Origin of the sequence: Xanthomonas sp. AM6 (genome assembly GCF_025665335.1) — a bacterium.
Lineage (GTDB): Bacteria > Pseudomonadota > Gammaproteobacteria > Xanthomonadales > Xanthomonadaceae > Xanthomonas_A.
Genome location: NZ_CP106869.1, coordinates 4,335,831 through 4,357,241, shown reverse-complemented (window position 1 = coordinate 4,357,241; position 21,411 = coordinate 4,335,831). Strand labels below are relative to the sequence as shown.

At 69.9% G+C, this 21,411-nt stretch carries 20 protein-coding genes; 9 read left to right on the top strand and 11 right to left on the bottom strand.

The genetic code is table 11. From position 1 onward, the window contains the following. The first annotated feature begins 160 nt into the window (after positions 1 to 160). A complete protein-coding gene (locus OCJ37_RS18600) occupies positions 161 to 1,105 on the top strand; it encodes a hypothetical protein (protein WP_263111174.1) in 945 nt (314 codons plus the stop codon). After that, the gene (locus tag OCJ37_RS18595; protein ID WP_263111173.1) at positions 1,102 to 1,455 is read left to right on the top strand and encodes a hypothetical protein; all 354 of its coding nucleotides are present in this window, start codon (positions 1,102 to 1,104) and stop codon (positions 1,453 to 1,455) included. The genes OCJ37_RS18600 and OCJ37_RS18595 overlap by 4 nt, the downstream gene beginning before the upstream one ends. A 103-nt stretch (positions 1,456 to 1,558) precedes the next feature. On the opposite strand, the gene OCJ37_RS18590 is transcribed toward OCJ37_RS18595, so the two are convergent. Then, on the bottom strand, positions 1,559 to 2,305 hold the full coding sequence (locus OCJ37_RS18590; protein ID WP_263111172.1) for an SDR family oxidoreductase: 747 nt from the start codon (positions 2,303 to 2,305) through the stop codon (positions 1,559 to 1,561). A 98-nt stretch (positions 2,306 to 2,403) separates the two neighbouring features. Between OCJ37_RS18590 and OCJ37_RS18585 the strand changes: the two genes are divergently transcribed. Then, positions 2,404 to 3,297, top strand: a complete 894-nt coding sequence (locus OCJ37_RS18585) for an AraC family transcriptional regulator (RefSeq protein ID WP_263111171.1) — start codon at positions 2,404 to 2,406, stop codon at positions 3,295 to 3,297. 187 nt (positions 3,298 to 3,484) lie between these two features. On the opposite strand, the gene accC is transcribed toward OCJ37_RS18585, so the two are convergent. The 5 genes from accC to OCJ37_RS18560 form a co-directional block, all read right to left on the bottom strand. Then, positions 3,485 to 4,852 carry an acetyl-CoA carboxylase biotin carboxylase subunit gene (gene accC / locus OCJ37_RS18580; RefSeq protein WP_263111170.1) on the bottom strand — a complete coding sequence of 456 codons (1,368 nt, stop codon included), beginning with the start codon at positions 4,850 to 4,852 and terminating at the stop codon, positions 3,485 to 3,487. Then, a complete protein-coding gene (locus OCJ37_RS18575; protein ID WP_263111169.1) occupies positions 4,842 to 5,276 on the bottom strand; it encodes a four helix bundle protein in 435 nt (144 codons plus the stop codon). Before OCJ37_RS18575 ends, accC begins: the two co-directional genes overlap by 11 nt. A 20-nt stretch (positions 5,277 to 5,296) precedes the next feature. Beyond that, complete coding sequence (gene accB / locus OCJ37_RS18570) at positions 5,297 to 5,776, bottom strand: acetyl-CoA carboxylase biotin carboxyl carrier protein (RefSeq protein ID WP_263111168.1); 480 nt, start codon at positions 5,774 to 5,776, stop codon at positions 5,297 to 5,299. 107 nt (positions 5,777 to 5,883) lie between these two features. Then, positions 5,884 to 6,330 (bottom strand): type II 3-dehydroquinate dehydratase, encoded by a 447-nt coding sequence (gene aroQ / locus OCJ37_RS18565; protein ID WP_263111167.1) that lies wholly within the window; start codon positions 6,328 to 6,330, stop codon positions 5,884 to 5,886. A gap of 371 nt (positions 6,331 to 6,701) precedes the next feature. Further along, positions 6,702 to 7,028, bottom strand: a complete 327-nt coding sequence (locus OCJ37_RS18560; RefSeq protein WP_263111166.1) for a winged helix-turn-helix transcriptional regulator — start codon at positions 7,026 to 7,028, stop codon at positions 6,702 to 6,704. A 135-nt stretch (positions 7,029 to 7,163) separates the two neighbouring features. Between OCJ37_RS18560 and gstA the strand changes: the two genes are divergently transcribed. After that, positions 7,164 to 7,793 (top strand): glutathione transferase GstA, encoded by a 630-nt coding sequence (gstA, locus tag OCJ37_RS18555; protein WP_263111165.1) that lies wholly within the window; start codon positions 7,164 to 7,166, stop codon positions 7,791 to 7,793. Positions 7,794 to 8,323: 530 nt separating this feature from the next. Further along, positions 8,324 to 9,721 (top strand): FAD/NAD(P)-binding protein, encoded by a 1,398-nt coding sequence (locus OCJ37_RS18550; RefSeq protein WP_263111164.1) that lies wholly within the window; start codon positions 8,324 to 8,326, stop codon positions 9,719 to 9,721. A gap of 624 nt (positions 9,722 to 10,345) precedes the next feature. On the opposite strand, the gene OCJ37_RS18545 is transcribed toward OCJ37_RS18550, so the two are convergent. The 5 genes from OCJ37_RS18545 to OCJ37_RS18525 form a co-directional block, all read right to left on the bottom strand. Further along, on the bottom strand, positions 10,346 to 11,020 hold the full coding sequence (locus OCJ37_RS18545; protein ID WP_263111163.1) for a hypothetical protein: 675 nt from the start codon (positions 11,018 to 11,020) through the stop codon (positions 10,346 to 10,348). Positions 11,021 to 11,290: 270 nt separating this feature from the next. Beyond that, on the bottom strand, positions 11,291 to 11,860 hold the full coding sequence (locus OCJ37_RS18540; RefSeq protein ID WP_263111162.1) for a TlpA disulfide reductase family protein: 570 nt from the start codon (positions 11,858 to 11,860) through the stop codon (positions 11,291 to 11,293). Then, positions 11,857 to 14,130, bottom strand: a complete 2,274-nt coding sequence (locus OCJ37_RS18535; RefSeq protein ID WP_263111161.1) for a protein-disulfide reductase DsbD family protein — start codon at positions 14,128 to 14,130, stop codon at positions 11,857 to 11,859. The genes OCJ37_RS18540 and OCJ37_RS18535 overlap by 4 nt, the downstream gene beginning before the upstream one ends. 4 nt (positions 14,131 to 14,134) lie before the next feature. After that, on the bottom strand, positions 14,135 to 14,467 hold the full coding sequence (gene cutA / locus OCJ37_RS18530) for a divalent-cation tolerance protein CutA (RefSeq protein WP_263111160.1): 333 nt from the start codon (positions 14,465 to 14,467) through the stop codon (positions 14,135 to 14,137). Positions 14,468 to 14,853: 386 nt separating this feature from the next. Next, positions 14,854 to 16,620 carry an endonuclease gene (locus tag OCJ37_RS18525; RefSeq protein WP_263111159.1) on the bottom strand — a complete coding sequence of 589 codons (1,767 nt, stop codon included), beginning with the start codon at positions 16,618 to 16,620 and terminating at the stop codon, positions 14,854 to 14,856. A 273-nt stretch (positions 16,621 to 16,893) separates the two neighbouring features. Between OCJ37_RS18525 and OCJ37_RS18520 the strand changes: the two genes are divergently transcribed. The 4 genes from OCJ37_RS18520 to OCJ37_RS18505 all read left to right on the top strand — a co-directional run bounded on the left by OCJ37_RS18520 (position 16,894) and on the right by OCJ37_RS18505 (position 21,365). After that, positions 16,894 to 17,181 (top strand): co-chaperone GroES, encoded by a 288-nt coding sequence (locus OCJ37_RS18520; RefSeq protein WP_263111158.1) that lies wholly within the window; start codon positions 16,894 to 16,896, stop codon positions 17,179 to 17,181. A 134-nt stretch (positions 17,182 to 17,315) separates the two neighbouring features. Then, positions 17,316 to 18,962 carry a chaperonin GroEL gene (gene groL, locus OCJ37_RS18515; RefSeq protein WP_263111157.1) on the top strand — a complete coding sequence of 549 codons (1,647 nt, stop codon included), beginning with the start codon at positions 17,316 to 17,318 and terminating at the stop codon, positions 18,960 to 18,962. A 433-nt stretch (positions 18,963 to 19,395) separates the two neighbouring features. Further along, positions 19,396 to 20,469 (top strand): 3-deoxy-7-phosphoheptulonate synthase, encoded by a 1,074-nt coding sequence (locus tag OCJ37_RS18510; RefSeq protein ID WP_263111156.1) that lies wholly within the window; start codon positions 19,396 to 19,398, stop codon positions 20,467 to 20,469. Positions 20,470 to 21,068: 599 nt separating this feature from the next. Next, positions 21,069 to 21,365, top strand: coding sequence for a GIY-YIG nuclease family protein (locus OCJ37_RS18505; RefSeq protein WP_263111155.1), 297 nt, complete (start codon positions 21,069 to 21,071; stop codon positions 21,363 to 21,365). Positions 21,366 to 21,411: the final 46 nt, after the last annotated feature.

Sequence of the window (21,411 nt, the reverse complement as noted above, 5' to 3'; positions counted from 1 at the left end):
CGACCGCCGCGCCGGCCCGGCGCGCGCCGGCCGCGATCGCGCCGTGGCGGCGCACGTGTCGTGGCCTGCCATCGGCTGCGCTAGACTGCGACATTGCGGCGGCCGCCGGTTCCCCACGCGCGGCCGCCCTTGCCGCCTGCCGCCCTCATCGCCTTCGCGCATGTCCTTCGCCGTGTCCCGCAAAACCTGGCTGTTGCTGACGCCTGCCGCGCTGCTGCTCGGCGTGGTCGGCTACCGCGCCGTGCTGCCGGCCGCCGCGCCCGCGACGCCGGCCGTCGCCGCTGAGACGGCGGCCACGGCAGCGCCCGACCTGGCGACGGCGGCCCAGGACCGCCGGCCGCGGACATCGGTGTCGGCCCTGCAGGCGTTGCCGACCGACCGCCGCGCCGCGCTGGAGCGCAGTCCGGACCTGTACCGCTCCGCGCAGCAGCTGTCCGCCGCCGTCGCGCAGGGCGACGCCGATGCGTCCTGGCTGCTCAGCCGCATCTACGACTATTGCGCCGGCTATGCGATGGACCCGGCCGGCTTCGCCGCCGACACCCGCGCCATCGACGCGGCGCGGCTGCCGACCTCGGCGCGCATGGTCGCCGCGCGCGCGCGGGTCGGCCGCCGCTGCGCCGGCTTCGTGCCCGGCGACGGCCTGACCCGCCAGGCCATCGTCGCCCAGCGCGTGCAGGCCGCGCGCGGCGGCAACCTGGCCGCCGAAGCGGCGCTGCTGGCGCTGGGGCAGCCCTTGCAGCCCTCGCCCGACTACAAGCGCGAACTGGTCGAACGGGTCCGCGCCTCCGGCGATCCGGACGCGTACATGGCGCTGGCGCCGGCGATGGGCCTGGCCGCCAGCGGCGACGACAGCCTGGACGAGCGCATCGCCGGCACCGCCTTCACCGAACTGGCCTGGCAACTGGCGGCGTGCCGGCTGGGGCTCGATTGCGGCCCGGACAGCGAGCTGATGACCCGCTATTGCGCCAACGGCGGGATCTGTTCGCAGGACCCGACCCAGGATTTCAGCAGTTTTGTTTACGACGCCGCGGTGCCGCGGCAAGGCACGGACACGATGAACGACATGGTCAACCGCCTGGTGGACAGGACAGGAGCAGGCTCATGAAATACCGGCAATGGCTGCACGGCGCCAAGTTCTGGTTCTGGGTGCTGGCCTTGGTCGCCTACTCGGCGGCCGCGGCCGGCTTGTTGCTGATCGACACGAGCGAGCAGCGCTACCGCGGCCTGTCCAAGGTCGAGCTGACCACCACGCATGCCGACCCGGACGTGCGCCGCGCCGGCGCCGCCCAGGTGGCGGCGATCTACCGCGCCCGCAGCGGCATGCCGTTCTCCACGCTGCCGCCAGGCAGCACCTTCCAGATCGTCTGGCCGGACGGCTCGACCGAGACGGTGATGATCGTCAGCCCGACCTCGAGCCTGGGCGCCGAGCCGGTGGCTGGGACGCAGGGGAAGTAGCCGGGATTGGGGATTCGGGAGTGGGGATTCGCAAAGGCGGTTCCCGGTTCCTGCCGGTCCCGTGCGGCTCGGGGTGTCGTGTTCTGCGGATGCATGTGGTGACCTAGCGCTGTTCGGATAGCGCTATGGCGTCGGCGCCGGCGGGGTAGTGCAGGCGGTCGGTTGCGTCGTTGGCCGCGTGCCAGATCGCCTCGGCGACATCGGGTGCCGTGGTCACCGCCGCCGGGTGGCCCAGGCTGGAGAACACCTCGCGGGCGAACGGCGCGTAGGCGTCCGGGATCAGGCCCTGCATGCGCTGCTGCCCGTTGGCGGTGAACCGGGTGGACGGCCCGTAGCCGGGCTCCACCAGCTTGGCGTGCACGCCGAACGCCCGCAGTTCGTGCTGCAGCGACGCGGTGAAGCCCTGCACCGCGGTCTTGCTTGCGGTGTACGCGGCCACCAGCGGGAACGGCGCGAGGGTGGCGCTGGAGGTCACGTTGACGATGGCGCCCGCGCCGCGCTGGCGCATCTGCGGGATCGCCGCCTGGCACATCGCCATGACGCCGAAGGTGTTGGTCTCGAACACCTCGCGCACGGTCGCCATCGGCGTGGCCTCGAACGCGCCGAACAGCCCGATGCCGGCATTGTTGACCAGCACGTCGATCGGGCCGGCCGCCTGCAGCGCCTGCGCGATGCTGTCGGGCCGGGTCACGTCCAGCGCCAGCACGCGCAGCTGCGGCGAGGCCGGCAACAGCGCCGGTTGCGGCTGGCGCATGCTGGCGACGACGTTCCAGCCTTGCGCCAGGAAGTGGCGCGCGGTGTCCAGGCCGTAGCCGGACGAGCAGCCCGTGATCAGGACGGTCTTCTTCATTGCGTTCTCCGAAGGGTGGGTGGGACGGGAAGAACGATAGGCCAGCCGCTCAGGATGATCGATAATGCGCAATCCGTAATGTTTTAGCCAAAGTCCGAATGAGCGATCCGCTTTCCGACGTCGTCCGCCTGCTGCACCCGCGAGCGGTGTTCGCCAACCTGATCAGCGGCAAGGGCGACTGGGCGGTGCGCTATGCCGAGTACGGGCAGCCGGGGTTCTGCATCGTCCTGGAAGGCACGGCCGTGCTGGCGGTGGACGGGCATGCGCCGATCACCATCGGCGCGGGCGATTTCGTGCTGCTGCCGGCCACGCCGGCGTTCACGCTCTCCAGCCTGGTGCCGGCGCCGCCGGTGTTCATCGACCCCAAGCTCGTGCCCGGCGGGCAGGGCGAACGCCGCCACGGCGACCCGGACGGCGCGCCGGACATGCGCTCGTTGGGCGGCGCCTTCCTGTTCGACAGCGCGCAGGCCGGGCTGCTGGTCTCGCTGCTGCCGGCGGTGGTGCACGTGCGCGGCGCGGGCCGCCTGATGCAACTGGTGCAGATGGTGGGCGAGGAGTACCACGACGCGAAGCCGGGCAACGCCTACATGCTGTCGCGACTGGTGGAGATGCTGCTGGTGGAGGCCATGCGCTGGACCAGCGCGGGGAACGCGCCGCCGGGCCTGCTGCGTGGGCTGGGCGACGAACGGCTGGCGGTGGCGCTTAAGCGCATCCATGCGCGCATCGACCATGCCTGGACGGTGGGCGAACTGGCGCAGGCGGCGGCGCTGTCGCGCTCGACGTTCTTCGACCGCTTCGCCCGCACGGTCGGCGTGCCGCCGATGGAATACCTGCTGGCCTGGCGCATGCAGGTGGCCAAGGACCTGCTGCGGCGCGACGGCCTGAGCGTGGGCGAGGTGGCGCAGCGCGTCGGCTACGGCTCGACCAGCGCCTTCAGCGTCGCCTTCAGCCGCCACGTGGGCGAACCGCCCAGCCGCTACGCCAGGCGCTGATGCAGGACCCGGCGGCGATGCCGATCGCGCGCAACCACCACGGCTGCCGGTTCGATCTTCAGCCCACCACGCGCGTATTCGGAAGGCTGTGGAGGCGCGTCATCAAAACCATGCGCCTCCCAGGACTGATCAGAAATCGGGCTCCGCCTTTGCGACTCCCCAATCCCCAATCCCCAATCCCAGCCCCTCACACCAACGCGATCGACTTGTTCTTGCGCTCGGCCAACCGCTTTTCCAGGTAGTGGATGTTCTGCCCGCCGGCCTGGAAGCCCTTGTCGCGCATGATCCGCTGCTGCAGCGGGATGTTGGTCTTGATCCCGTCCACCACCATCTCGCTCAGCGCCACGCGCATGCGCGCGATCGCGGTGTCGCGGTCGGGGCCGTGCACGATCAGCTTGCCGATCATCGAGTCGTAGTTCGGCGGCACCTTGTAGCCGCTGTAGATGTGCGTGTCCACGCGCACGCCGGGGCCGCCGGGCGGGTGAAAGCCGGTGATCAGGCCCGGGTTGGGCATGAAGGTCTCCGGGTCCTCGGCGTTGATGCGGCACTCGATCGCATGCCCGCGCAGCACGATGTCGCTCTGCTTGATGGTCAGCTTCTGCCCGGCGGCGATGCGCAGCTGCTCGCACACCAAATCGATGCCGGTGATGCGCTCGGTCACCGGATGCTCGACCTGGATGCGCGTGTTCATTTCGATGAAGTAGAAGCGGCCGTTCTCGAACAGGAATTCGAAGGTGCCGGCGCCGCGGTAGCCGATGCGCACGCAGGCGTCCACGCAGACCTTGCCGATCTCGGCGCGCAGTTCCTCGGTGATGCCCGGCGCCGGCGCTTCTTCCACCACCTTCTGGTGCCGGCGCTGCATCGAGCAGTCGCGCTCGCCCAGGTGGATGGCGTTGCCCTGGCCGTCGGCCAGCACCTGGATCTCCACGTGGCGCGGGTTCTCCAGGAACTTCTCCATGTACACCTGGTCGTTGCTGAAGGCGGCCTTGGCCTCGGACTTGGTGGTCTCGATCGCCGCCTTCAGCGCCGCCTCCGAATGCACCACGCGCATGCCGCGGCCGCCGCCGCCGCCGGCCGCCTTGATGATCACCGGGTAGCCGATCTCGCGCGCGATCTTGGTGTTGGCGACGATGTCCTCGCCCAGCGGGCCGCCCGAACCGGGCACGCACGGCACGCCGGCGGCCTTCATCGCGCGGATCGCCTCGACCTTGTCGCCCATCAGGCGGATGGTGTCGGCCTTGGGCCCGATGAAGATGAAGCCGGACTGCTCCACGCGCTCGGCGAAGTCGGCGTTCTCCGACAGGAAGCCGTAGCCGGGATGGATGGCCTGCGCGTCGGTGACCTCGGCCGCGGCGATCAGCGCCGGGATGTTGAGGTAGCTCTCGGCCGAGGACGCCGGGCCGATGCACACCGACTCGTCGGCCATCGCCACGTGCTTGAGGTTGCGGTCCACGGTGGAATGCACCGCGACCGTGCGGATGCCGAGCGTATGGCACGCGCGCAGGATGCGCAGCGCGATTTCGCCGCGATTGGCGATGACGACTTTATCGAGCATGGGATTGGGGATTCGAGATTGGGGATTCGTACAGGGCGCTTGGTTCGCGCAGCGCGCGCGAGCCTTCAAGCGAGCGGATCAATGCGTTGAGCCGGGAGAACGTGCGATCCATCAGTTCAATCGTTGCGGTATCGGCGGCCTGGAACTGTAAACGCTCGGCGATCTGCCGTTGCGTGTCCAATTGCGAGAGAGAGCCGCGTGCCATCGACAGGAAGTGCAGGTATTCGGCGGTGGAGCGGCGCGCGGCGCCCTCGGCGATATTGGACGGAACGCTGATCGCCGCGCGCCGCATCTGCGCGGTCAGTCCGAAGCGTTCCGAATCGGGGAAGCCGTGGGTGAAGCGGTAGACCGATTCGACCAGCGACATCGCGTCGCGCCACACCAACAGGCGCTCGTGCGGCCGCTCTTGCGAATCCCGAATCACGACTCCCCAATCCCGGCGACTCAGCCAATCACAAACAACGGCTGATCGAACTCCACCGGCACGCCGCTTTCGCTGAGGATCGCGACGATGGTGCCGGAGACGTCGGCTTCGATCGGGTTGAACATCTTCATCGCCTCGATGATCGCCAGGGTCTCGCCGGCCTTGACCGCCTGGCCGACGCTGACGAACGCCGGCTTGTCCGGCGAGGGCGAGGTGTAGAAGGTGCCGACCATCGGCGCGCGCAGCACGTGGCCCTCGGGCAGGGCGTTGCCGGGCTTGGCGGTGCCGCCGGTGGAGGCCTCGGTGGGCGAGCTCATCGGCATCGGCGCGGCCGCCGGCGCCGCGGCGGGGGCCGGGGCGGCGTACTGCGGGGCGCTGGCGATCATGCCCGTGGGGGTGCGCGCCAGGCGCACGCTTTCCTCGCCTTCCTTGATCTCGATCTCGGCGAGATTGGACTCTTCCAGCAGGTCGATCAGCTTCTTGATTTTACGGAGATCCATAACGGCCTCTTGAGGTGAATCGGGGAAAGACCGGGCGCGCGGCCCGGCGAACGCGGACTAAAGGTGGCGCAGCGCCGGTCGACGCGCGCTGAAGGAAGTGATGCCGCTCATGCGCGCGGTCCCAACCGGGCCAGCGCCGCGTCCATCGCGTAGCGGTAGCTGTCGGCGCCGAAGCCGCAGATCACGCCGACCGCGTGGTCGCTGAAATAGCTGTGGTGGCGGAACGGCTCGCGGCTGTGCGGGTTGGACAGGTGGATCTCGATGAACGGGATCGCCACCGCCGCCAGCGCGTCGCGCAGCGCCACCGAGGTGTGGGTGAACGCGGCCGGGTTGATCAGGATGAAGGCGGTGCCGTCTTCGCGCGCGGCCTGGACCCGCTCCACCAGCACGTGCTCGGCGTTGGACTGCAGGCTGTCGAGCTGGTGCCCGGCGGCGCTGGCCTGCGCCAGCAGCGCCGCATCGATCTGCGCCAGCGTCGTATGCCCGTACACGCCCGGCTCGCGGGTGCCGAGCAGGTTGAGGTTGGGGCCATGCAGCAGCAGCAGTCGCGCCATGGAAGACAAAGCAGCGGAAAGGGCGGCAGTCTGCGCGAAGCCGGCATTACTGTCCAGTTCGGCGAAGTTGCGTGTGTTTTAAACGGGTGTTGGGTTTTGTGGCGGTGGGTGGGGCGGGAATGGGGAACCGGAATGGGGAATGGGGAATGGCAAGCCCCTGCGCGGCGGGTATGTCGGTAAAGCCCATTGCTGTCGTCCATCTTAGTTCGATCGCCGGCCAACCGACGACGGCGCGGTGTATCGCCTTGGGCATGGCGGCGCCGGCGCGTTGTGCGACCCGCGATGTTGCAGGGAACCGCGTGTTTCCGCCGAAGTCGCGCGCAAGCGGGGGACGGTCGTCCGCCCCTGCCTCAGGCGCGAACCCGCCTCGCTCAGCTGTCGCCGGCCCTGGCCTTGACCCACAGCCCGAACTCCTGCATCACCGCGACCACGGGCTCAAGGCGCCGCCCGTCGTCGGTCAGCGCGTACTCGACCTTCACCGGCACGGACGGATACACGGTGCGCTGGACCAGGCCCGCCTCTTCCAGCGCGCGCAGGTCCAGGGTCAGCATCCGCTGCGAGATCGCCGGGATGTCGCGGCGCAGTTCGTTGAACCGTTTGGGCCCGTCGAGCAGGTACGACACCAGTAACAGCCGCCACCTGCCGCCGAGCAGGCGCATGGCCTCCTCCACGGAGCATCCGGAAACGTTGTCTTTCATCGTGGGCTCCGCGACCGCCTAGGTATAAATTTTGTACCTACACAACATTATCGTGCCTTCTTTCATTTTTATACCAGGTTTCTAGAATGCAGCGGCCGCCCGTGAGGCGGCAGCCGCTGTTTTCTGGAGATCGCAATGAAGCTGTACTACATCCCGGCCGCGTGCTCCCTCGCCGCGCACATCGCGCTGCGCGAGCTCGGCCTCGAGGCGGCCCTGGTGAAGGTCGACCACCGCACGCACCTGACCGGGGACGGGGAGGATTTCCAGCAGGTCAACGCGCTGGGCTACGTGCCGGCGCTCGCACTCGACGACGGCAGCGTGCTGCGCGAAGGCCCCGCCATCCTCCAGTACCTGGGCGACCGGAAGCCGGAGCTGGGCCTGGTGCCGCCCAATGGCAGCATGGCGCGCTACCGCCTGCAGGAATGGCTGAACTTCCTGGGCTCGGAGATCCACAAGGGCTTCATCCCGCTGCTGTATGCGCGGCTCGCCGGCCAGTACGTGGAGACGGCGCGGCCGAAGCTGGAGCAGCGCTTCGCCTGGGTCGACGCGCAGCTGGCCGATCGCCGGTTCCTGATGGGCGATGCGTTCACCGTGGCCGACGCCTATCTCTACGCGCTGGTCGGCTGGGGCCAGGCGGCGTGGCTGACCTCGCACTACAAGGCCGGCATCCACTTCGACGGGTTGCAGCACCTGCAGGCGTGGTACGGGCGCGTGCACCAGCGGCCCTCGGTGCAGCAGGCCTTGGCGGAAGAAGGGCTTCAGTAGCCGCATCGGGCGCGCGTGCCACGCATTGCTGGAACATCTGCCTGGAACAGGCGAGACACACGGTGCCGTAGCCAAATGCTGGGAACCGCGTCCGCCTGGAACGGACGATCCAGCATGGGCGCAGACGCGGCGCGCCGCAGCTGCCTCGTGGCCGGTAAAGCGCCGCATGGACTGTGTGTCTGCGCCGCGATCCGCCCCTTCGCGCCCGCTGGCATCGCTCGACCATCGCCAGCCCCATGCCGAGGTTCCCTCCATCGGCGGTTCCAGAGCGGGCGACGGCGTGGCGTGCCGCAGTCGCGTGCCACGCAGCCGGGTATGGCGCCGCATCGATGTGCCTGTGCCTGTGCCGGCGTCGAGCGACCACGACGGGCCACCCCCGCGCGCAGGTCCGTGGGTCATCGCTCATGTGTCCAGCGCATGTGCTGATGCCGGATCGCCATGGCGACGGTTGGCCCGCATTAACCGGCGATTTACACCCGCGGGCGCCATCCCGGGCACAAAGGACGCCCGACCGGCCAGGAGTGCGAGCCATGCGAATTGCGATCATCGGCGCAGGATTCTGCGGCAACGTGCTGGCCGCGGCGCTGGCCAGGCAGGGAACGGCCAGCCGCATCACCCTGATCGGCGTGGCCGACACCTACGGCCGCGGCATCGCCTACGGCGCGGCGCGCCCGGAACACCTGTTGAACGTGCGCGCCAAGGACCTGGGCGTGGACCCGCAGGACCCGGGCGGGTTCGCCGACGCCTTGCAACTGGATCCCGGGCAGCGCCTGCAGTTCCTGCCGCGGCTGTTGTACGGCCGCTACCTGGAGCAGCACCTGGACGTGGCGCTGGCCGCATCGGCGGTCGAGGTGGCGCGGGTGGGCGAGGAGGCGGTGGCGGTGGAGCGCGATCCGGACGGCTTCCGCATCTTCCTGGCCAATGGGCAGGACGTGGTCAGCGACGTGGTGGTGCTGGCGATCGGCGCGCTGCCGCCGGCGGCGCTGCCGGGCATCGGCCCGCGCCTGGCGGTGCACCGGCGCTACATCGGCTGGCCGTGGCAGGACGGCGTGCTGGACGAAGTGCCGCCGCAGGCGCGGCTGCTGCTGGTCGGCACCGGCCTGACCATGGCCGATGTCGCGCTGACCCTGCGCCGGCGCGGCCATCGCGGCCCGATCACCGCGCTGTCGCGGCGCGGCCTGGCGCCGCAGGCGCACCTGGCGGTGCCGGGCGCGCCGGTGACGCTGCCGCCGAGCGTGGCGCAGGCGCTGCGCCACCACGATCTGGGCGGCCTGGTGCGCAGCCTGCGCCAGCTGACCACGGTGGTGGAGGACTGGCGCTGCGTGGTGGACGCGCTGCGCCCGCACCTGCAGCCGTTCTGGCAGGGCCTGGCGCCGGCGGCGCGCTCGCGCTTCCTGCGCCACCTGCGCCCGTACTGGGAAGCGGCGCGGCACCGGCTCGCGCCGGCCGCGGCAAACGCATTGGCGCAGCTGCAGCAGCAGGGCCAGTTGCGCATTCGCGCCGGCCGCCTGCTGCGCGCGCGGCTGGGCGAACACGCGGTGGAGGCGGTGATCCGCGATCGCGCCGGCAGCGGCGCGCGCACCGAAGACTTCGACGTGCTGATCCGCGCCACCGGGCTGGACACCGACGTCGCCCGCACCAGCCATCCGCTGGTCGCATCGATGCGCGATGCCGGCCTGCTGCAGGCCGATCCGCTGGGCCTGGGAGTGGTCGTGGACGCGCGCCTGCAGGTACGCGACGGCAGCGGCCATCCGGTCGCCGGCCTGTACTGCCTGGGGCCGCTGCTGCGCGGCGTGCTGTGGGAGATCACTGCGGTGCCGGAACTGCGCGCCGGCGCGCAGCGCCTGGCAGAGGAGCTGGCAACGCTGGGGCAGGCGCGGGCCGCGAGCGGCAGCGCCCACGGCGCACCGCAGCGGCAGGTGGTCTGACGCAGGCCGATCTGCTGCCGCCGCTTCCGATTCTGCCGAAGCGATTTCTGGAATGAGCGCGCCGCGACGATTCGGCTTCCTGCAGGAGCGACTTCAGTCGCGACAGGCGTCACCGGCAAGGCCCGTCGCGACTGAAGTCGCTCCTACATTGGGGCCGCGCCAGCCGGTGGGGTGCACTGCAGGAGGGGCTTCAGTCCGGCGGGCTGGGGCAGGTGCGGGCCGCCCGCGGCCGTGCTGGCGGCGAACCGCAGTGGCAGGCGATCCAGCGCCCCGACCAGCGGCACCGATCCGGCGATGTCCGTGGCGGAACGGCTTTCTGTGGGAGCGACTTCAGTCGCGACGCGACCAGACCGGAACAAACGCGATCCCACCCAGCGCGACCAGACTCGCCCACCAGCGCGCCTCAGTGCCCGCGCCCAAACGCTCCGCTGCACCCGGCGCGAACGGGCCGAGTTTCTACTTGATGAGGCGGCCGTCGGCGCCGATCAGCACGCTGTGTGGCAGCAGGCCCTGGATGTGTCGCCCAGGCGCACGCTGGCGTCGGCGGAGGTGTGGTTGTTTAAATGGATGTTTCATATGGCGAGCGCTGCGGCGGCGCGAACGCGCCTGTGCCCCGGCCCGCCCTCATCCGCCGGCGCCCGATTCGCGTCCGCGCGCCCGTCTGGCGAGCCACATGGCCGCCGGCCATGCGATGCGATGAGCCGCAGCGGAGATCCCCGCCACCAGCAGGGCGATGATGCTTGGAAGCACCGAGCCGAACACGAACGTCATGCCGAGCACGAAACCGAAGCCGTACTCCGCGCGGTAGGCGGGCACCACCAGGCCCGAGGCCAGTATCGCCAGAAACAGCGCCGACGCCGCCGGCTCGTTGCCGGCGACGAAGGCCGCCGACAGCGCCGCGCCCGCGGCGAGCGCCGCGACGAAGGCGGCCAGTGCGCGCGGCAGTGCCGAAGGGCTGGCGTGCGCCCTGCGGCCGACCGTCCGGCCGGCCAGGGCGCCCAGCAGCGGAAGCACGATCAGGCCCCACCAGTTCGAGATCGCGGGCAGGTCGGCGCGGTCGAGCAGGTGGTGGCTCTTGACCCCGCCGTGTGTGTATTCCCAGCCCAGGTGCAGTGCGGCCGCCGCGAGGGCAAGCCCCAGCGCGACCGGCATCAGCCAACGACGATTCTGTTTCGGCATTCCCATCCCCAGTGCGAGCAGCCGTCTTGGCCAGGTTGAACCGCTGCGGCGCGTGCGTCCGCTTCGTTCGATTCGATGGTAGGTCCCGCGCTTGAACGCACACAACGTGCTGGGCGGCATCGTGACTTCCAGCTCTTGGCCGCGGATTCGCCCCCCGACCCTCGCCCAATCCCTCTCCTGGGGAGAGGGGCTTGCTGCTCCACCCGTTGCGCAGATCGCAGCCTTGCGCACGCGGAGCCTCTGCCGACCGGCGCCCTCGGGCTGCGCGCGGCCGTGTTGGCTACGCCGCCGCGAAGCTTCCAGTAGCCGGTATCGGATGCCTGCCGTCTGCCCAAGCAGGCCCGCGGCCCGCACATCGCAGGGCCGCAGCATCGTTGCGGAAGGTCGCGCCTACGGCAACTGCGCCCAGCGCTCCGCTTCGCCCGGCGCGAACGGGCCGAGTTTCTGCCTGACGATGCGGCCGTCGGCACCGATCAGCACGCTGTACGGCAGCAGGCCCTGGGTGTCGCCCAGGCGCACGCTGGCGTCGGCCGGGCCGGGGGTTTCCAGCGCGATCGGGTAGGCGATCGGCACCCGTTGCAGGAACGCGCGCACGTCCTCGGGGCGGTCCAGGGCGATGCCGAGCACCTGCAGGCCGTCGGCCGGCTGCGCCTGCGCCAGGCGATCGAGTTCGGGCATCTCGCGCACGCACGGTTCGCACCAGCTGGCCCAGACGTTGACCAGCAGCGGGCGGCCGCGGAAGCGTTCGAGCGTCAGGCTGCCGCCGTCGAGCGTGGGCAGGCGCAGCGCGGGCGCCATGTCGCCCGGGCGGGCCGCGGCGGCGCGTGCCGCGCCCGCGGTGCTGCCGGGGGCCGCGCGCGGCGCTGCCGGCGGGGCGCGCCACCACAGCTGCGCCGCGGCCACGCCCAGCACCGCCGCCACCGCGGCGACCGCGAGCAGCCGCGGCGGCGTGGCCTTCATCGCGCCGCGCGCAGCAAAGCGTCCTCGACCACCGCCTGGCTCAGCACCGGCGGCAGCACGGTCGGCGGCGCGCCCGGGCCGTAGACCACGTACAGCGGCACGCCGACCGCCTTGTGCTCGGCCAGGAAGGCGCTGATGCGCTGGTCCTCGTTGGTCCAGTCGCCCTTCATGTAGACCGCGTCCACGCGCTTGAGCGTGTCGCGGAAGGCGTCGCCGCTGAACACGTTGCGCTCGTTGGCCTTGCAGGTCACGCACCAGTCGGCGGTCATGTTGACGAACACTACGCGGTTGTCGGTGCGCAGCCGGTCCAGCATTTCCGGCGAATAGGCCACCGTGTTGCGCTCCACCGTGGCGCCGGGCGGCGGCAGCCGGGTCACGCCCCAGGCCGGCGCCAGCGCCAGCAGCAGCAACACGCTGGCCAGGCGCATGCCGAGCTTGTGCCCGCGCCAGCGCGCGCGCTCGAACCACCACAGGCCCAGCGCCAGCAGCGTGGCGCCGACCAGCAGCAGCGCCACCGCGTCCACCCCGCGCTGCTTGCCCAGCACCCACAGCAGCCAGATCGCGGTCAGGTACATCGGGAACGCCAGCACCTGCTTGAGCGTTTCCATCCACGCACCCGGCTTGGGCAGGCGCCTGGCCAGCGAGGGCACGAAACCGATCAGCAGGAACGGCAGCGCCAGGCCCAGGCCCAGGGTCAGGAACACCAGCATCGCCATCGCCGGCGGCGCGGTCAGCGCATAGCCCAGCGCCGGACCCATGAACGGGCCGATGCAGGCGCTGGACACCACGCAGGCCAGCACGCCGGTGAAGAAGTCGCCGACCGGGCCGCTGCGCGAGGACAGCGACTGGCCCAGCCCGCCGAGATTGGCGCTGAGGGTGAACACGCCCGACAGGCTGAGCCCGACCACGAACATCAGGTACACCAGCACCGCGACGAAGCCCGGGCGCTGCAGCTGGAAGCCCCACAGCAGGCGCGCGGCGACGGCGATGCCGCCGACCACGGCGAAGGACACCAGTACGCCCAGCGTGTACCACAGCGCATGGCTGCGCGCGCGGCTGCGGCTCTCGCCGCTCTGCGCCACGCCCAGCACCTTCAGCGACAGGATCGGCAACACGCACGGCAGCAGGTTCAGCACCAGCCCGCCGCACAGCGCCAGCAGCAGCATCCACAGCAGGTTCTGCGGCTCGGCCTCCGGCGCGGTGCTGCGCGCGGCGTTGTGCACCGACGCGTCCGGCGTCGCCGCCGCGTCGGCGGCGGTCACCGGGGCCTCGTCGGCGTTGGCGTCGGCCTGGCTGCTGTTGAGCGGCGTCACCAGCAGCGGCGCCACCTCGGCCTGGTCGGCGGGGCTGACCTTGCCCCTGGGCAGCGACAGCTTCACCCGCCGGGTCATCGGCGGATAGCAGATGCCGTCGGTCTGGCAGCCCTGGAAGGTGGCCACCAGGGTCGCCTCGGCCGCGTCGGCGCGCTGGCGCTGCAGCGGCACGGTGACCTCGGCCTGGTCGAAATACACCACCACGTTGCCGAAGTGCTCGTCCTTGTGCGATCGGCCCTGCGGCCATTGCGGCAGGCCGGTGCGGATGCCGGCGGCGCCTTCCAGCGCCAGCGCGGTGCGGTCGCGATACAGGTAGTAGCCCGGCGCCGGGGTGAAGCGCAGCAACAGGGTGTTGCCGTCGCCGACGATGGCCTCGAAGCCGAACGCCTGGTCCGACGGCAGCGGCAGCCCTTGCACCGCGCCGGCGCCGGCGCCGAACAGCGGCTTGGCGGCAGGGCCGGCGCTGCCCGGTCCGCTGCCGGGCAGCGGCGAGGACGCGCTGGCCGCCGCGCCGGTGTCGTCGGGCGGCAGCGCCACGTTGAGCAGGCGCTTCTGCGGCGGATAGCACACCCCGGCATCGGCGCAGCCCTGGTAGCGGACCTCCACCTGCAGCGTGTCCACGCCGCTGGCGGCGGCGCCGGTCTGCACCGCGCTCAGCTGGCCGCGGTAGGTCTCCACCTCGCCGAAATAGGGATCGACCTTCTTGTGCCCGGCGGGCAACTGCAGGGTCGGGTTGGCCTTGAAGCCGCTTTCCACCCGCACCGCGATCCGGTGCCGGTACAGGTAGTAGCCGTCGGCGATCTTCCAGTGCAGTTCGATGCGGCCGCGCTCGGGCGCCTGCGCGGTCAGCACGAAGGCCTGGTCGACCGGCAGCAGGTCCTTTTCGCTGATCGCCAGGGCGGGAAAGGCGGCCGCGGCCAGCAGGCACAGGGCGGCGAGACGGTGCAGCAAGGTCATCGGTTTACGGTTCCTCACGGGTTTCGGCGTACACCCACTGCAGGTAGGCGGGCAGGCCGCCGGCGACCTCGACCTCGATCAGCTCGGGCACGGCGTAGGGGTGCAGTTCGCCCAGCCGCCGCTGCAACGCGGGGACGCGGTCGGCGGCGGTCTTGATCAGCAGCAGCACTTCCTCGGCCTGCTCCACGGTGTCCTGCCAGCGGTAGGTGGCCTGCACGCCGGGCAGGCGGTTCACGCACGCGGCCAGGCGTTCGTCGACCAAGGCCTGGGCGATCCGCGCGGCGCTGGCCGCATCGGGGCAGGTGCTGAACAGCACGCGGAGTGGGGGCGAAGACATGCGGCCGACAGTATAGGGACGCCGGCAGGGCTTTGCCGGTGCGTCCGGGCATGCGGGCATGGCTGTGGACGCCGGTTGCGGCGCACCCGCGCGGCGGCGGACTGGCGGGACGGGGATGCTGCAGCGGTCTGCAGCTTGCCGGTGATGAAATCCGGCGCCGCTTGCGTGCGGCCGCCCAGAGCGGCGAGGAATCGCAAAGGCGGGACGGTGCCTGCCTTCGGCGAAAACGCGTGGCCGCGATTGCCGCTGCGCCTTCATCCAGGGCTGATCCATGTAGGAACGGCGGCTGCCCTTGCGCCGCGGGTGGCGGCCGCTGTCGTGCCGGCGCCACTGGCATCGTTCGCCAAACCCCGGCGCGCCGCATCCGGCGCGCCGGGGGCACATCGTCAGTCGAGCAGCTGGCAGCTCGCCGGCTTGGCCGAGGTGAACAGCCCGGAGGTCGCCCACTCCGGATGGTCGATGAACGGATTGCGGTTGCCCTGGAAGCTGTAGATCACTTCGTTGCGGGCGCGCTCGGCGGCGTCCGGCGGATCCTGCTGGCTCCACGCGACCAGCGTCGACAGCAGGCCCATGTAAGCCGGCGAGGACGAGGTCTGCACGATCTTGCTGCGGTCGTCGGTCAGTTCCAGGTCCGGCTCGGACTGCCCGGTGGCCGCATCGGTGCCGCCTTCGTAGCGGATCGCCATGTACATCACCGCGCGCGCCATGTCGCCCTTGCGGTGGTTCCACACCTCGAAGCTGCCGCCGTTGCCGTCCGGGGTGCGCACCCAGTTGGAATTGCCCGGGTAGCTGCCGCTGCCGCCGCCGAAGCCGGCGTTGGCCTCGGTGATGCGTTCGCCGCAGTTGCTGTCGCAGTTCGCGTAGGGCTTGTTGCCGCGGTCCGCGTTCCAGGTGGCGTCGGTGAGGTACAGCATGTGCGTGTCGGTGTACGGCGCGTAGGGCAGGCCCTTGTCGCCGCTGGCCGAGCCGAAGCCCAGCGAGTTGGGCCAGCTGTGCTCGCGGTTGTACTTCAGCCCGCTGCCGCTGCCGGCGCGGTCGGTGCCCTTGGCGTAGCTGCGGTTGCGGTAGGCGTCGAGGATGCGCCCGCTGTTGTTCGGGTCCTCGTCGGCGATCTCCAGGATGGTCCAGGTGCTGGTGCCCGAGCTGCTGCTGTACGGGTAGACGGTGTGGCCCTTGATCGTCTCGTGCAGCGAGCAGCGCAACTGGCTGGCGTTGGCGGTGTTGACCCGGGAGTAGTAGCCGCTGGTCCCGCCGCCGCCGCTGGCGACGCTGAAGGCGATGCTGCTGTCCTGCGCCGGATGCGCGCCGCCGGCGTCGCTGACCCGCGCGGCCAGGATGCTCAGGCTGCAGCTCTCGCCGGCGGCCAGCGCGGTGTCGGTGGAGATCGCGAACTGGCTGCCGCTGCTCGGGTAGCTCAGCGCCACCGTGCCGGACTGGCTGCAACTCAGGCCGAACGCGCCGCTGGCCAGGGTCACCGCCTCGCTGAAGGTCACCGCCAGGTCGCCGGCGGCCGGGAAGTTGCTGGCGCCCTGCGCCGGGGTGGTCGCGGTCACCGACGGGGCGGCGTTGCTGCTGCCGCCGCTGAAGGTCTGGCCGCTGTTGCAGGCGCCGAAGCTGCTGGCCGAACTGCCCGCCCAGCTGAAGTCGGCCGCGGCGCTGCCGTTGCTGCCGCGCAGTTGCAGCGAGGTGCCCGCCGCGGTGCTGTTGCTCTCGCTGACCGGCAGGTTCTGGCTGCCCAGGCCGGCGGCGGGGCCGCCGCCGCCGGTGATCGCGCCCTCGTAGCTGAGGAACTGCACCACCTGGCCGCTGCCGTCGACCAGCGCCAGGCCGTCGTTGGGGCCGTTCTGCACGCCGTTGCTGGCATAGCCGACGGTGGCGATGCGCACCTGCCCGCCGCAGGTGACCAGGCTGCCGGCGGGCACCGAGGTCGTGGCATAGACCGCGGCGCTGCCGGGGCTGCTGCCGTTGTACAGGTAGACCTTGTAGCCGCTCAGGCTCTCGCCGGCGGTGGCGACGATCTCCACGCCCTCGCCGGTATCGCCGGCGGCGGTGGCGTCGTCGTAGTGCAGTTCGTTGATGAACACGGCGGCCTGGGCGTGGCCGGCCAGGGCCAGCAGACAGGCAAGAGGTAGCGCAACGGCGGATGGCTTCATCGACAACTCCTTTTGGATGGTCCCCCCTGGGTCTGCGAGCCTAGCCTGCCTCTGTGACAGCGTCGCGGAATCGGGTGCCGGTTCCGGGGCCGGGCGGGCGCCGCCGCGAAATTTTTTGCGGCCCGGCCCTTGAAAGGGCGCCGGCCAGCACCACATCAAGCGCATCCCGGCGTACCGGGTTTTTTCGCGAGCGTTGCTGGCAGTCGTCACATGCGAGTGCTAACATCGCCAGCCTTTCCTAGACCAATCAATCACTTAAGAGGGTCTCTCTCAATGAGCATCAAGCCGCTTCACGACCGCGTCGTAGTCAAGCCGATCGAAGCCGACGAAATTTCCGCCGGCGGCATCGTGATCCCGGATTCGGCCAAGGAAAAGTCCACCAAGGGCGAGATCGTGGCCATCGGCAGCGGCAAGCCGCTGGACAACGGCAGCGTCCGCGCCCCGGCGGTCAAGGTTGGCGACAAGGTCATCTACGGCCAGTACGCCGGTTCCAGCTACAAGTCCGAAGGCGTCGAGTACAAGGTGCTGCGCGAAGACGACATCCTGGCGATCGTCGGCTAAACGCCGCCGATCGCGGGATTCGGGAGTGGGGATTCGGGATTGGCGCGGCGCTCGCCGCTGCGGTCCCGGATCTCCCCCGAACCTCGCTCTCAGCCAATCCCTAATCCCCAATCACGAATCCCGGAGTTACACACATGGCTGCCAAAGATATCCGTTTCGGTGAAGACGCTCGTTCGCGCATGGTGCGCGGCGTCAACATCCTCGCCAATGCCGTCAAGGCCACCCTGGGCCCGAAGGGCCGCAACGTCGTGCTCGAGAAGAGCTTCGGCGCCCCGACCATCACCAAGGACGGCGTCTCCGTCGCCAAGGAAATCGAGCTTGCCGACAAGTTCGAGAACATGGGCGCGCAGATGGTGAAGGAAGTCGCCTCCAAGACCTCCGACAACGCCGGCGACGGCACCACCACCGCCACCGTGCTGGCGCAGGCGCTGATCCGCGAAGGTTCCAAGGCGGTCGCCGCCGGCATGAACCCGATGGACCTCAAGCGCGGCATCGACAAGGCCGTCGTGGCCGCCGTGGCCGAGCTGAAGAAGATCAGCAAGCCCACCGCCGACGACAAGGCGATCGCCCAGGTCGGCACCATCTCGGCCAACTCCGACGAGTCGATCGGCAATATCATCGCCGACGCGATGAAGAAGGTCGGCAAGGAAGGCGTGATCACCGTCGAGGAAGGCTCGGGCCTGGAGAACGAGCTGGACGTGGTCGAGGGCATGCAGTTCGACCGCGGCTACCTGTCGCCGTACTTCATCAACAACCAGCAGAGCCAGTCGGCCGACCTGGACGACCCGTTCATCCTGCTGCACGACAAGAAGATCTCCAACGTGCGTGACCTGCTGCCCGTGCTGGAAGGCGTGGCCAAGGCCGGCAAGCCGCTGCTGATCGTCGCCGAGGAAGTGGAAGGCGAAGCGCTGGCGACCCTGGTGGTCAACACCATCCGCGGCATCGTCAAGGTCGTGGCGGTCAAGGCCCCGGGCTTCGGCGACCGTCGCAAGGCGATGCTGGAGGACATGGCCGTGCTGACCGGCGGCACCGTGATCTCCGAGGAAGTGGGCCTGGCGCTGGAGAAGGCGACCATCAAGGACCTGGGCCGCGCCAAGAAGGTGCAGGTCTCCAAGGAGAACACCACCATCATCGACGGCGCCGGCGAAACCACCGGCATCGAGTCGCGCATCAAGCAGATCAAGGCGCAGATCGAAGAGACCTCTTCGGACTACGACCGTGAGAAGCTGCAGGAGCGCGTGGCCAAGCTGGCCGGCGGCGTGGCGGTGATCAAGGTCGGCGCTTCGACCGAGATCGAGATGAAGGAAAAGAAGGCGCGCGTCGAAGACGCCCTGCACGCGACCCGTGCGGCCGTGGAAGAAGGCGTGGTCCCGGGCGGCGGTGTGGCCCTGGTGCGCGCGCTGACCGCGATCGGCGAGCTGAAGGGCGCCAACGAAGATCAGACCCACGGCATCCAGATCGCGCTGCGCGCGATGGAAGCGCCGCTGCGCGAGATCGTCACCAACGCCGGCGAAGAGCCGTCGGTGATCCTGAACCGGGTCAAGGAAGGCACCGGCAACTTCGGCTACAACGCCGCCAACGGTGAGTTCGGCGACATGGTCGAGTTCGGCATCCTGGACCCGACCAAGGTGACCCGTTCGGCGCTGCAGAACGCCGCGTCGATCGCCGGCCTGATGATCACCACCGAAGCGATGGTGGCCGATGCGCCGAAGAAGGAAGAGCCGGCCGCCGGTGGCGGCATGGGCGGCGGCATGGGCGGCATGGGCGGCATGGATTTCTGATCCGCGCCGGCGCAAGCCGACCTGCAGCACGCAGTCGAAAGGAGCCCCGCAGCGATGCGGGGCTCTTTTTTTGTGCGCGGTGGCCTGTGTTCGACTTTGGAGCCGGGACTCGGGACCCGGAAGAGCCGAGAACCGACCGACGTGCGAGAACCTGCTTTGCGAATCCCGAATCCCGAATCCCGAATCCCGGCTCCACAGTTGCATCAGCAACTGTGGCACTCGCAAAACGCCTGTGCTATCAATGCATCCCATGAACGCCAACCGCAGCTTTTATTTTTGGTACTACGGTTTTCCGATGCCGCTGGCGGAGGAAGGAATGCGTTCACCCTGAAGGAAACTTCAGCCGCATCCCCGAGAAGCCGCCAGCGACCCTGGCGGCTTTTTTCATGCCGCCGGACCTGGCCCCCACCCAGACCCCCGACGAGAGATTCCCATGGCTCCCCACACCGACGATCTGCGCATCCGCAAGATCGAACCGCTGACCCCGCCCGCCCAGTTGCTGTCGCTGCTGCCCTGCGACGAAGAGGCCTCGCAGACCGTCGCGACCTCGCGCGCGGCGCTGCACGAGATCCTGCATGGCCACGACGACCGCCTGGCGGTGGTGATCGGTCCGTGCTCGATCCACGACCCGGTCGCGGCGATGGACTACGCGCAGCGCCTGCGCCCGCTGCGTGAGACCTACGGCGATGCGCTGGAGATCGTGATGCGGGTGTACTTCGAGAAGCCGCGCACCACGGTCGGCTGGAAGGGCCTGATCAACGACCCCAACCTGGACGGCAGCTTCGACATCAACAAGGGCCTGCGCGTGGCGCGCGGCCTGCTGCGCGACATCAACCGCCTCGGCCTGCCGGCCGGCGTCGAATTCCTCGACATCATTTCCCCGCAGTACATCGCCGACCTGGTGGCCTGGGGCGCGATCGGCGCGCGCACCACCGAGAGCCAGGTGCACCGGGAAATGGCCTCGGGGCTGTCGTGCCCGGTCGGGTTCAAGAACGGCACCGGCGGCGACGTCAAGATCGCGGTCGACGCGGTCGGCGCGGCCTCGCACCCGCACCATTTCCTGGCGGTGACCAAGGACGGGCAGACCGCGGTCGCCGCGACCACCGGCAATCCGGATTGCCACGTGATCCTGCGCGGCGGCAAGCAGCCCAACTACGACGCGGCCAGCGTGGAGGCGGCCGCGCTGGCGCTGGAGAAGGCCGGGCTGTCGGCGCGGCTGATGGTCGATGCCAGCCACGCCAACAGCGGCAAGAATCCGGAGAACCAGCCGAAGGTGGTCGAGGACATCGCCGCGCAGCTGGAAGCCGGGCAGACCCGCATCGTCGGGGTGATGGTGGAGAGCCACCTGGTCGGTGGGCGGCAGGAACTGGTCGACGGCCAGCCGCTGGTCTACGGGCAGAGCATCACCGACGGCTGCATCGATTGGGACAGCTCGGTGCAGGTGCTGGAGCGGCTGGCGCAGGCGGTGCGCACGCGGCGCCAGGCGCGGTTGTCGCAGGCGGCCTGAGCAACACCACACGGCACGCGCGCCGCTCTTCTGTAGGAGCGGCTTCAGCCGCGACGAGCGAAGCGGCGATCTCTCCACCTCCGGTGACAGCAGGGGTGGAAGCCTCTTCCGCAGCGCGCGCAGCAGGGGGACGCACGTCTTTGTAGGCGGCTTCAGCTGCAACATGCCGGCGTCGCCAGCAAAGGCTGGGGAGGCGCGTCCGATGCGGCGCCAGGCGTGGATCGTCGAAGCGGTATTGATCCGGTGGCGGGTCACAGGCAACGCCCGAGGTGTCCGTTGCGTGCCGCCCAAAAAGACCCGGCCGTGCCGTCGAATCCAAAGGGAGAGAGCCTCTTCATCGACGGCATCCGGCCGGTGGTGAATTTATGCGCCCGCGCCGTGGCTGCGGTTTGCCGGCGTGTGCCAGCGACTGGCAAGGTGTTCGGGTTGCGTTAAAGCCGGTTTCGTGGCGGTTCAGCGCGGCGAGGCGATCGCGATGATCGGCATTGGCATCGGATGGGGATGGATCGGCAGAGAGGCATGCCCAGAGGTCAAGCGCATTGGGCAATGCAACGCTTGCGGACAGTGGCGCGAATCGCGCGCTGGTCGATAATGCGCGCATGGCCGACTCCACGCCCTGGTTCCTGTATCTGCTCGAATGTCGCAACGGCAGCTACTACGCGGGCATCACCGTCGACCTCGAGGCGCGCTTCCAGGCGCATCTGCGCGGCACCGGCGCCAAGTACACCCGCGCCAACCCGCCGCTGCGGCTGCTGGCCAGCCGCGCCTACCCGGACCGCGCCGCCGCCTCGCGCGCCGAATGGGCGCTCAAGCAACTGCCGCGCGCGCGCAAACTGGCGTTCCTGCACGCGCTGGACGACAGCGCGGCGCCGGTCGCGGCGCCTGCCGACGCATAGGCAGCGGCGCCGACGATCTGGGCGGTCTGCGGCAGAGAACATGCTT

What these genes read in the sequence shown, in the direction of transcription:
- OCJ37_RS18600 (WP_263111174.1), top strand. Translation starts at nt 161, where the DNA reads ATGTCCTTCGCCGTGTCCCGCAAAACCTGGCTGTTGCTGACGCCTGCC.
- OCJ37_RS18595 (WP_263111173.1), top strand. Translation starts at nt 1,102, where the DNA reads ATGAAATACCGGCAATGGCTGCACGGCGCCAAGTTCTGGTTCTGGGTG.
- OCJ37_RS18590 (WP_263111172.1), bottom strand. Translation starts at nt 2,305, where the DNA reads ATGAAGAAGACCGTCCTGATCACGGGCTGCTCGTCCGGCTACGGCCTG.
- OCJ37_RS18585 (WP_263111171.1), top strand. Translation starts at nt 2,404, where the DNA reads ATGAGCGATCCGCTTTCCGACGTCGTCCGCCTGCTGCACCCGCGAGCG.
- accC (WP_263111170.1), bottom strand. Translation starts at nt 4,852, where the DNA reads ATGCTCGATAAAGTCGTCATCGCCAATCGCGGCGAAATCGCGCTGCGC.
- accB (WP_263111168.1), bottom strand. Translation starts at nt 5,776, where the DNA reads ATGGATCTCCGTAAAATCAAGAAGCTGATCGACCTGCTGGAAGAGTCC.
- aroQ (WP_263111167.1), bottom strand. Translation starts at nt 6,330, where the DNA reads ATGGCGCGACTGCTGCTGCTGCATGGCCCCAACCTCAACCTGCTCGGC.
- OCJ37_RS18560 (WP_263111166.1), bottom strand. Translation starts at nt 7,028, where the DNA reads ATGAAAGACAACGTTTCCGGATGCTCCGTGGAGGAGGCCATGCGCCTG.
- gstA (WP_263111165.1), top strand. Translation starts at nt 7,164, where the DNA reads ATGAAGCTGTACTACATCCCGGCCGCGTGCTCCCTCGCCGCGCACATC.
- OCJ37_RS18550 (WP_263111164.1), top strand. Translation starts at nt 8,324, where the DNA reads ATGCGAATTGCGATCATCGGCGCAGGATTCTGCGGCAACGTGCTGGCC.
- OCJ37_RS18545 (WP_263111163.1), bottom strand. Translation starts at nt 11,020, where the DNA reads ATGCCGCCCAGCACGTTGTGTGCGTTCAAGCGCGGGACCTACCATCGA.
- OCJ37_RS18540 (WP_263111162.1), bottom strand. Translation starts at nt 11,860, where the DNA reads ATGAAGGCCACGCCGCCGCGGCTGCTCGCGGTCGCCGCGGTGGCGGCG.
- OCJ37_RS18535 (WP_263111161.1), bottom strand. Translation starts at nt 14,130, where the DNA reads ATGACCTTGCTGCACCGTCTCGCCGCCCTGTGCCTGCTGGCCGCGGCC.
- cutA (WP_263111160.1), bottom strand. Translation starts at nt 14,467, where the DNA reads ATGTCTTCGCCCCCACTCCGCGTGCTGTTCAGCACCTGCCCCGATGCG.
- OCJ37_RS18525 (WP_263111159.1), bottom strand. Translation starts at nt 16,620, where the DNA reads ATGAAGCCATCCGCCGTTGCGCTACCTCTTGCCTGTCTGCTGGCCCTG.
- OCJ37_RS18520 (WP_263111158.1), top strand. Translation starts at nt 16,894, where the DNA reads ATGAGCATCAAGCCGCTTCACGACCGCGTCGTAGTCAAGCCGATCGAA.
- groL (WP_263111157.1), top strand. Translation starts at nt 17,316, where the DNA reads ATGGCTGCCAAAGATATCCGTTTCGGTGAAGACGCTCGTTCGCGCATG.
- OCJ37_RS18510 (WP_263111156.1), top strand. Translation starts at nt 19,396, where the DNA reads ATGGCTCCCCACACCGACGATCTGCGCATCCGCAAGATCGAACCGCTG.
- OCJ37_RS18505 (WP_263111155.1), top strand. Translation starts at nt 21,069, where the DNA reads ATGGCCGACTCCACGCCCTGGTTCCTGTATCTGCTCGAATGTCGCAAC.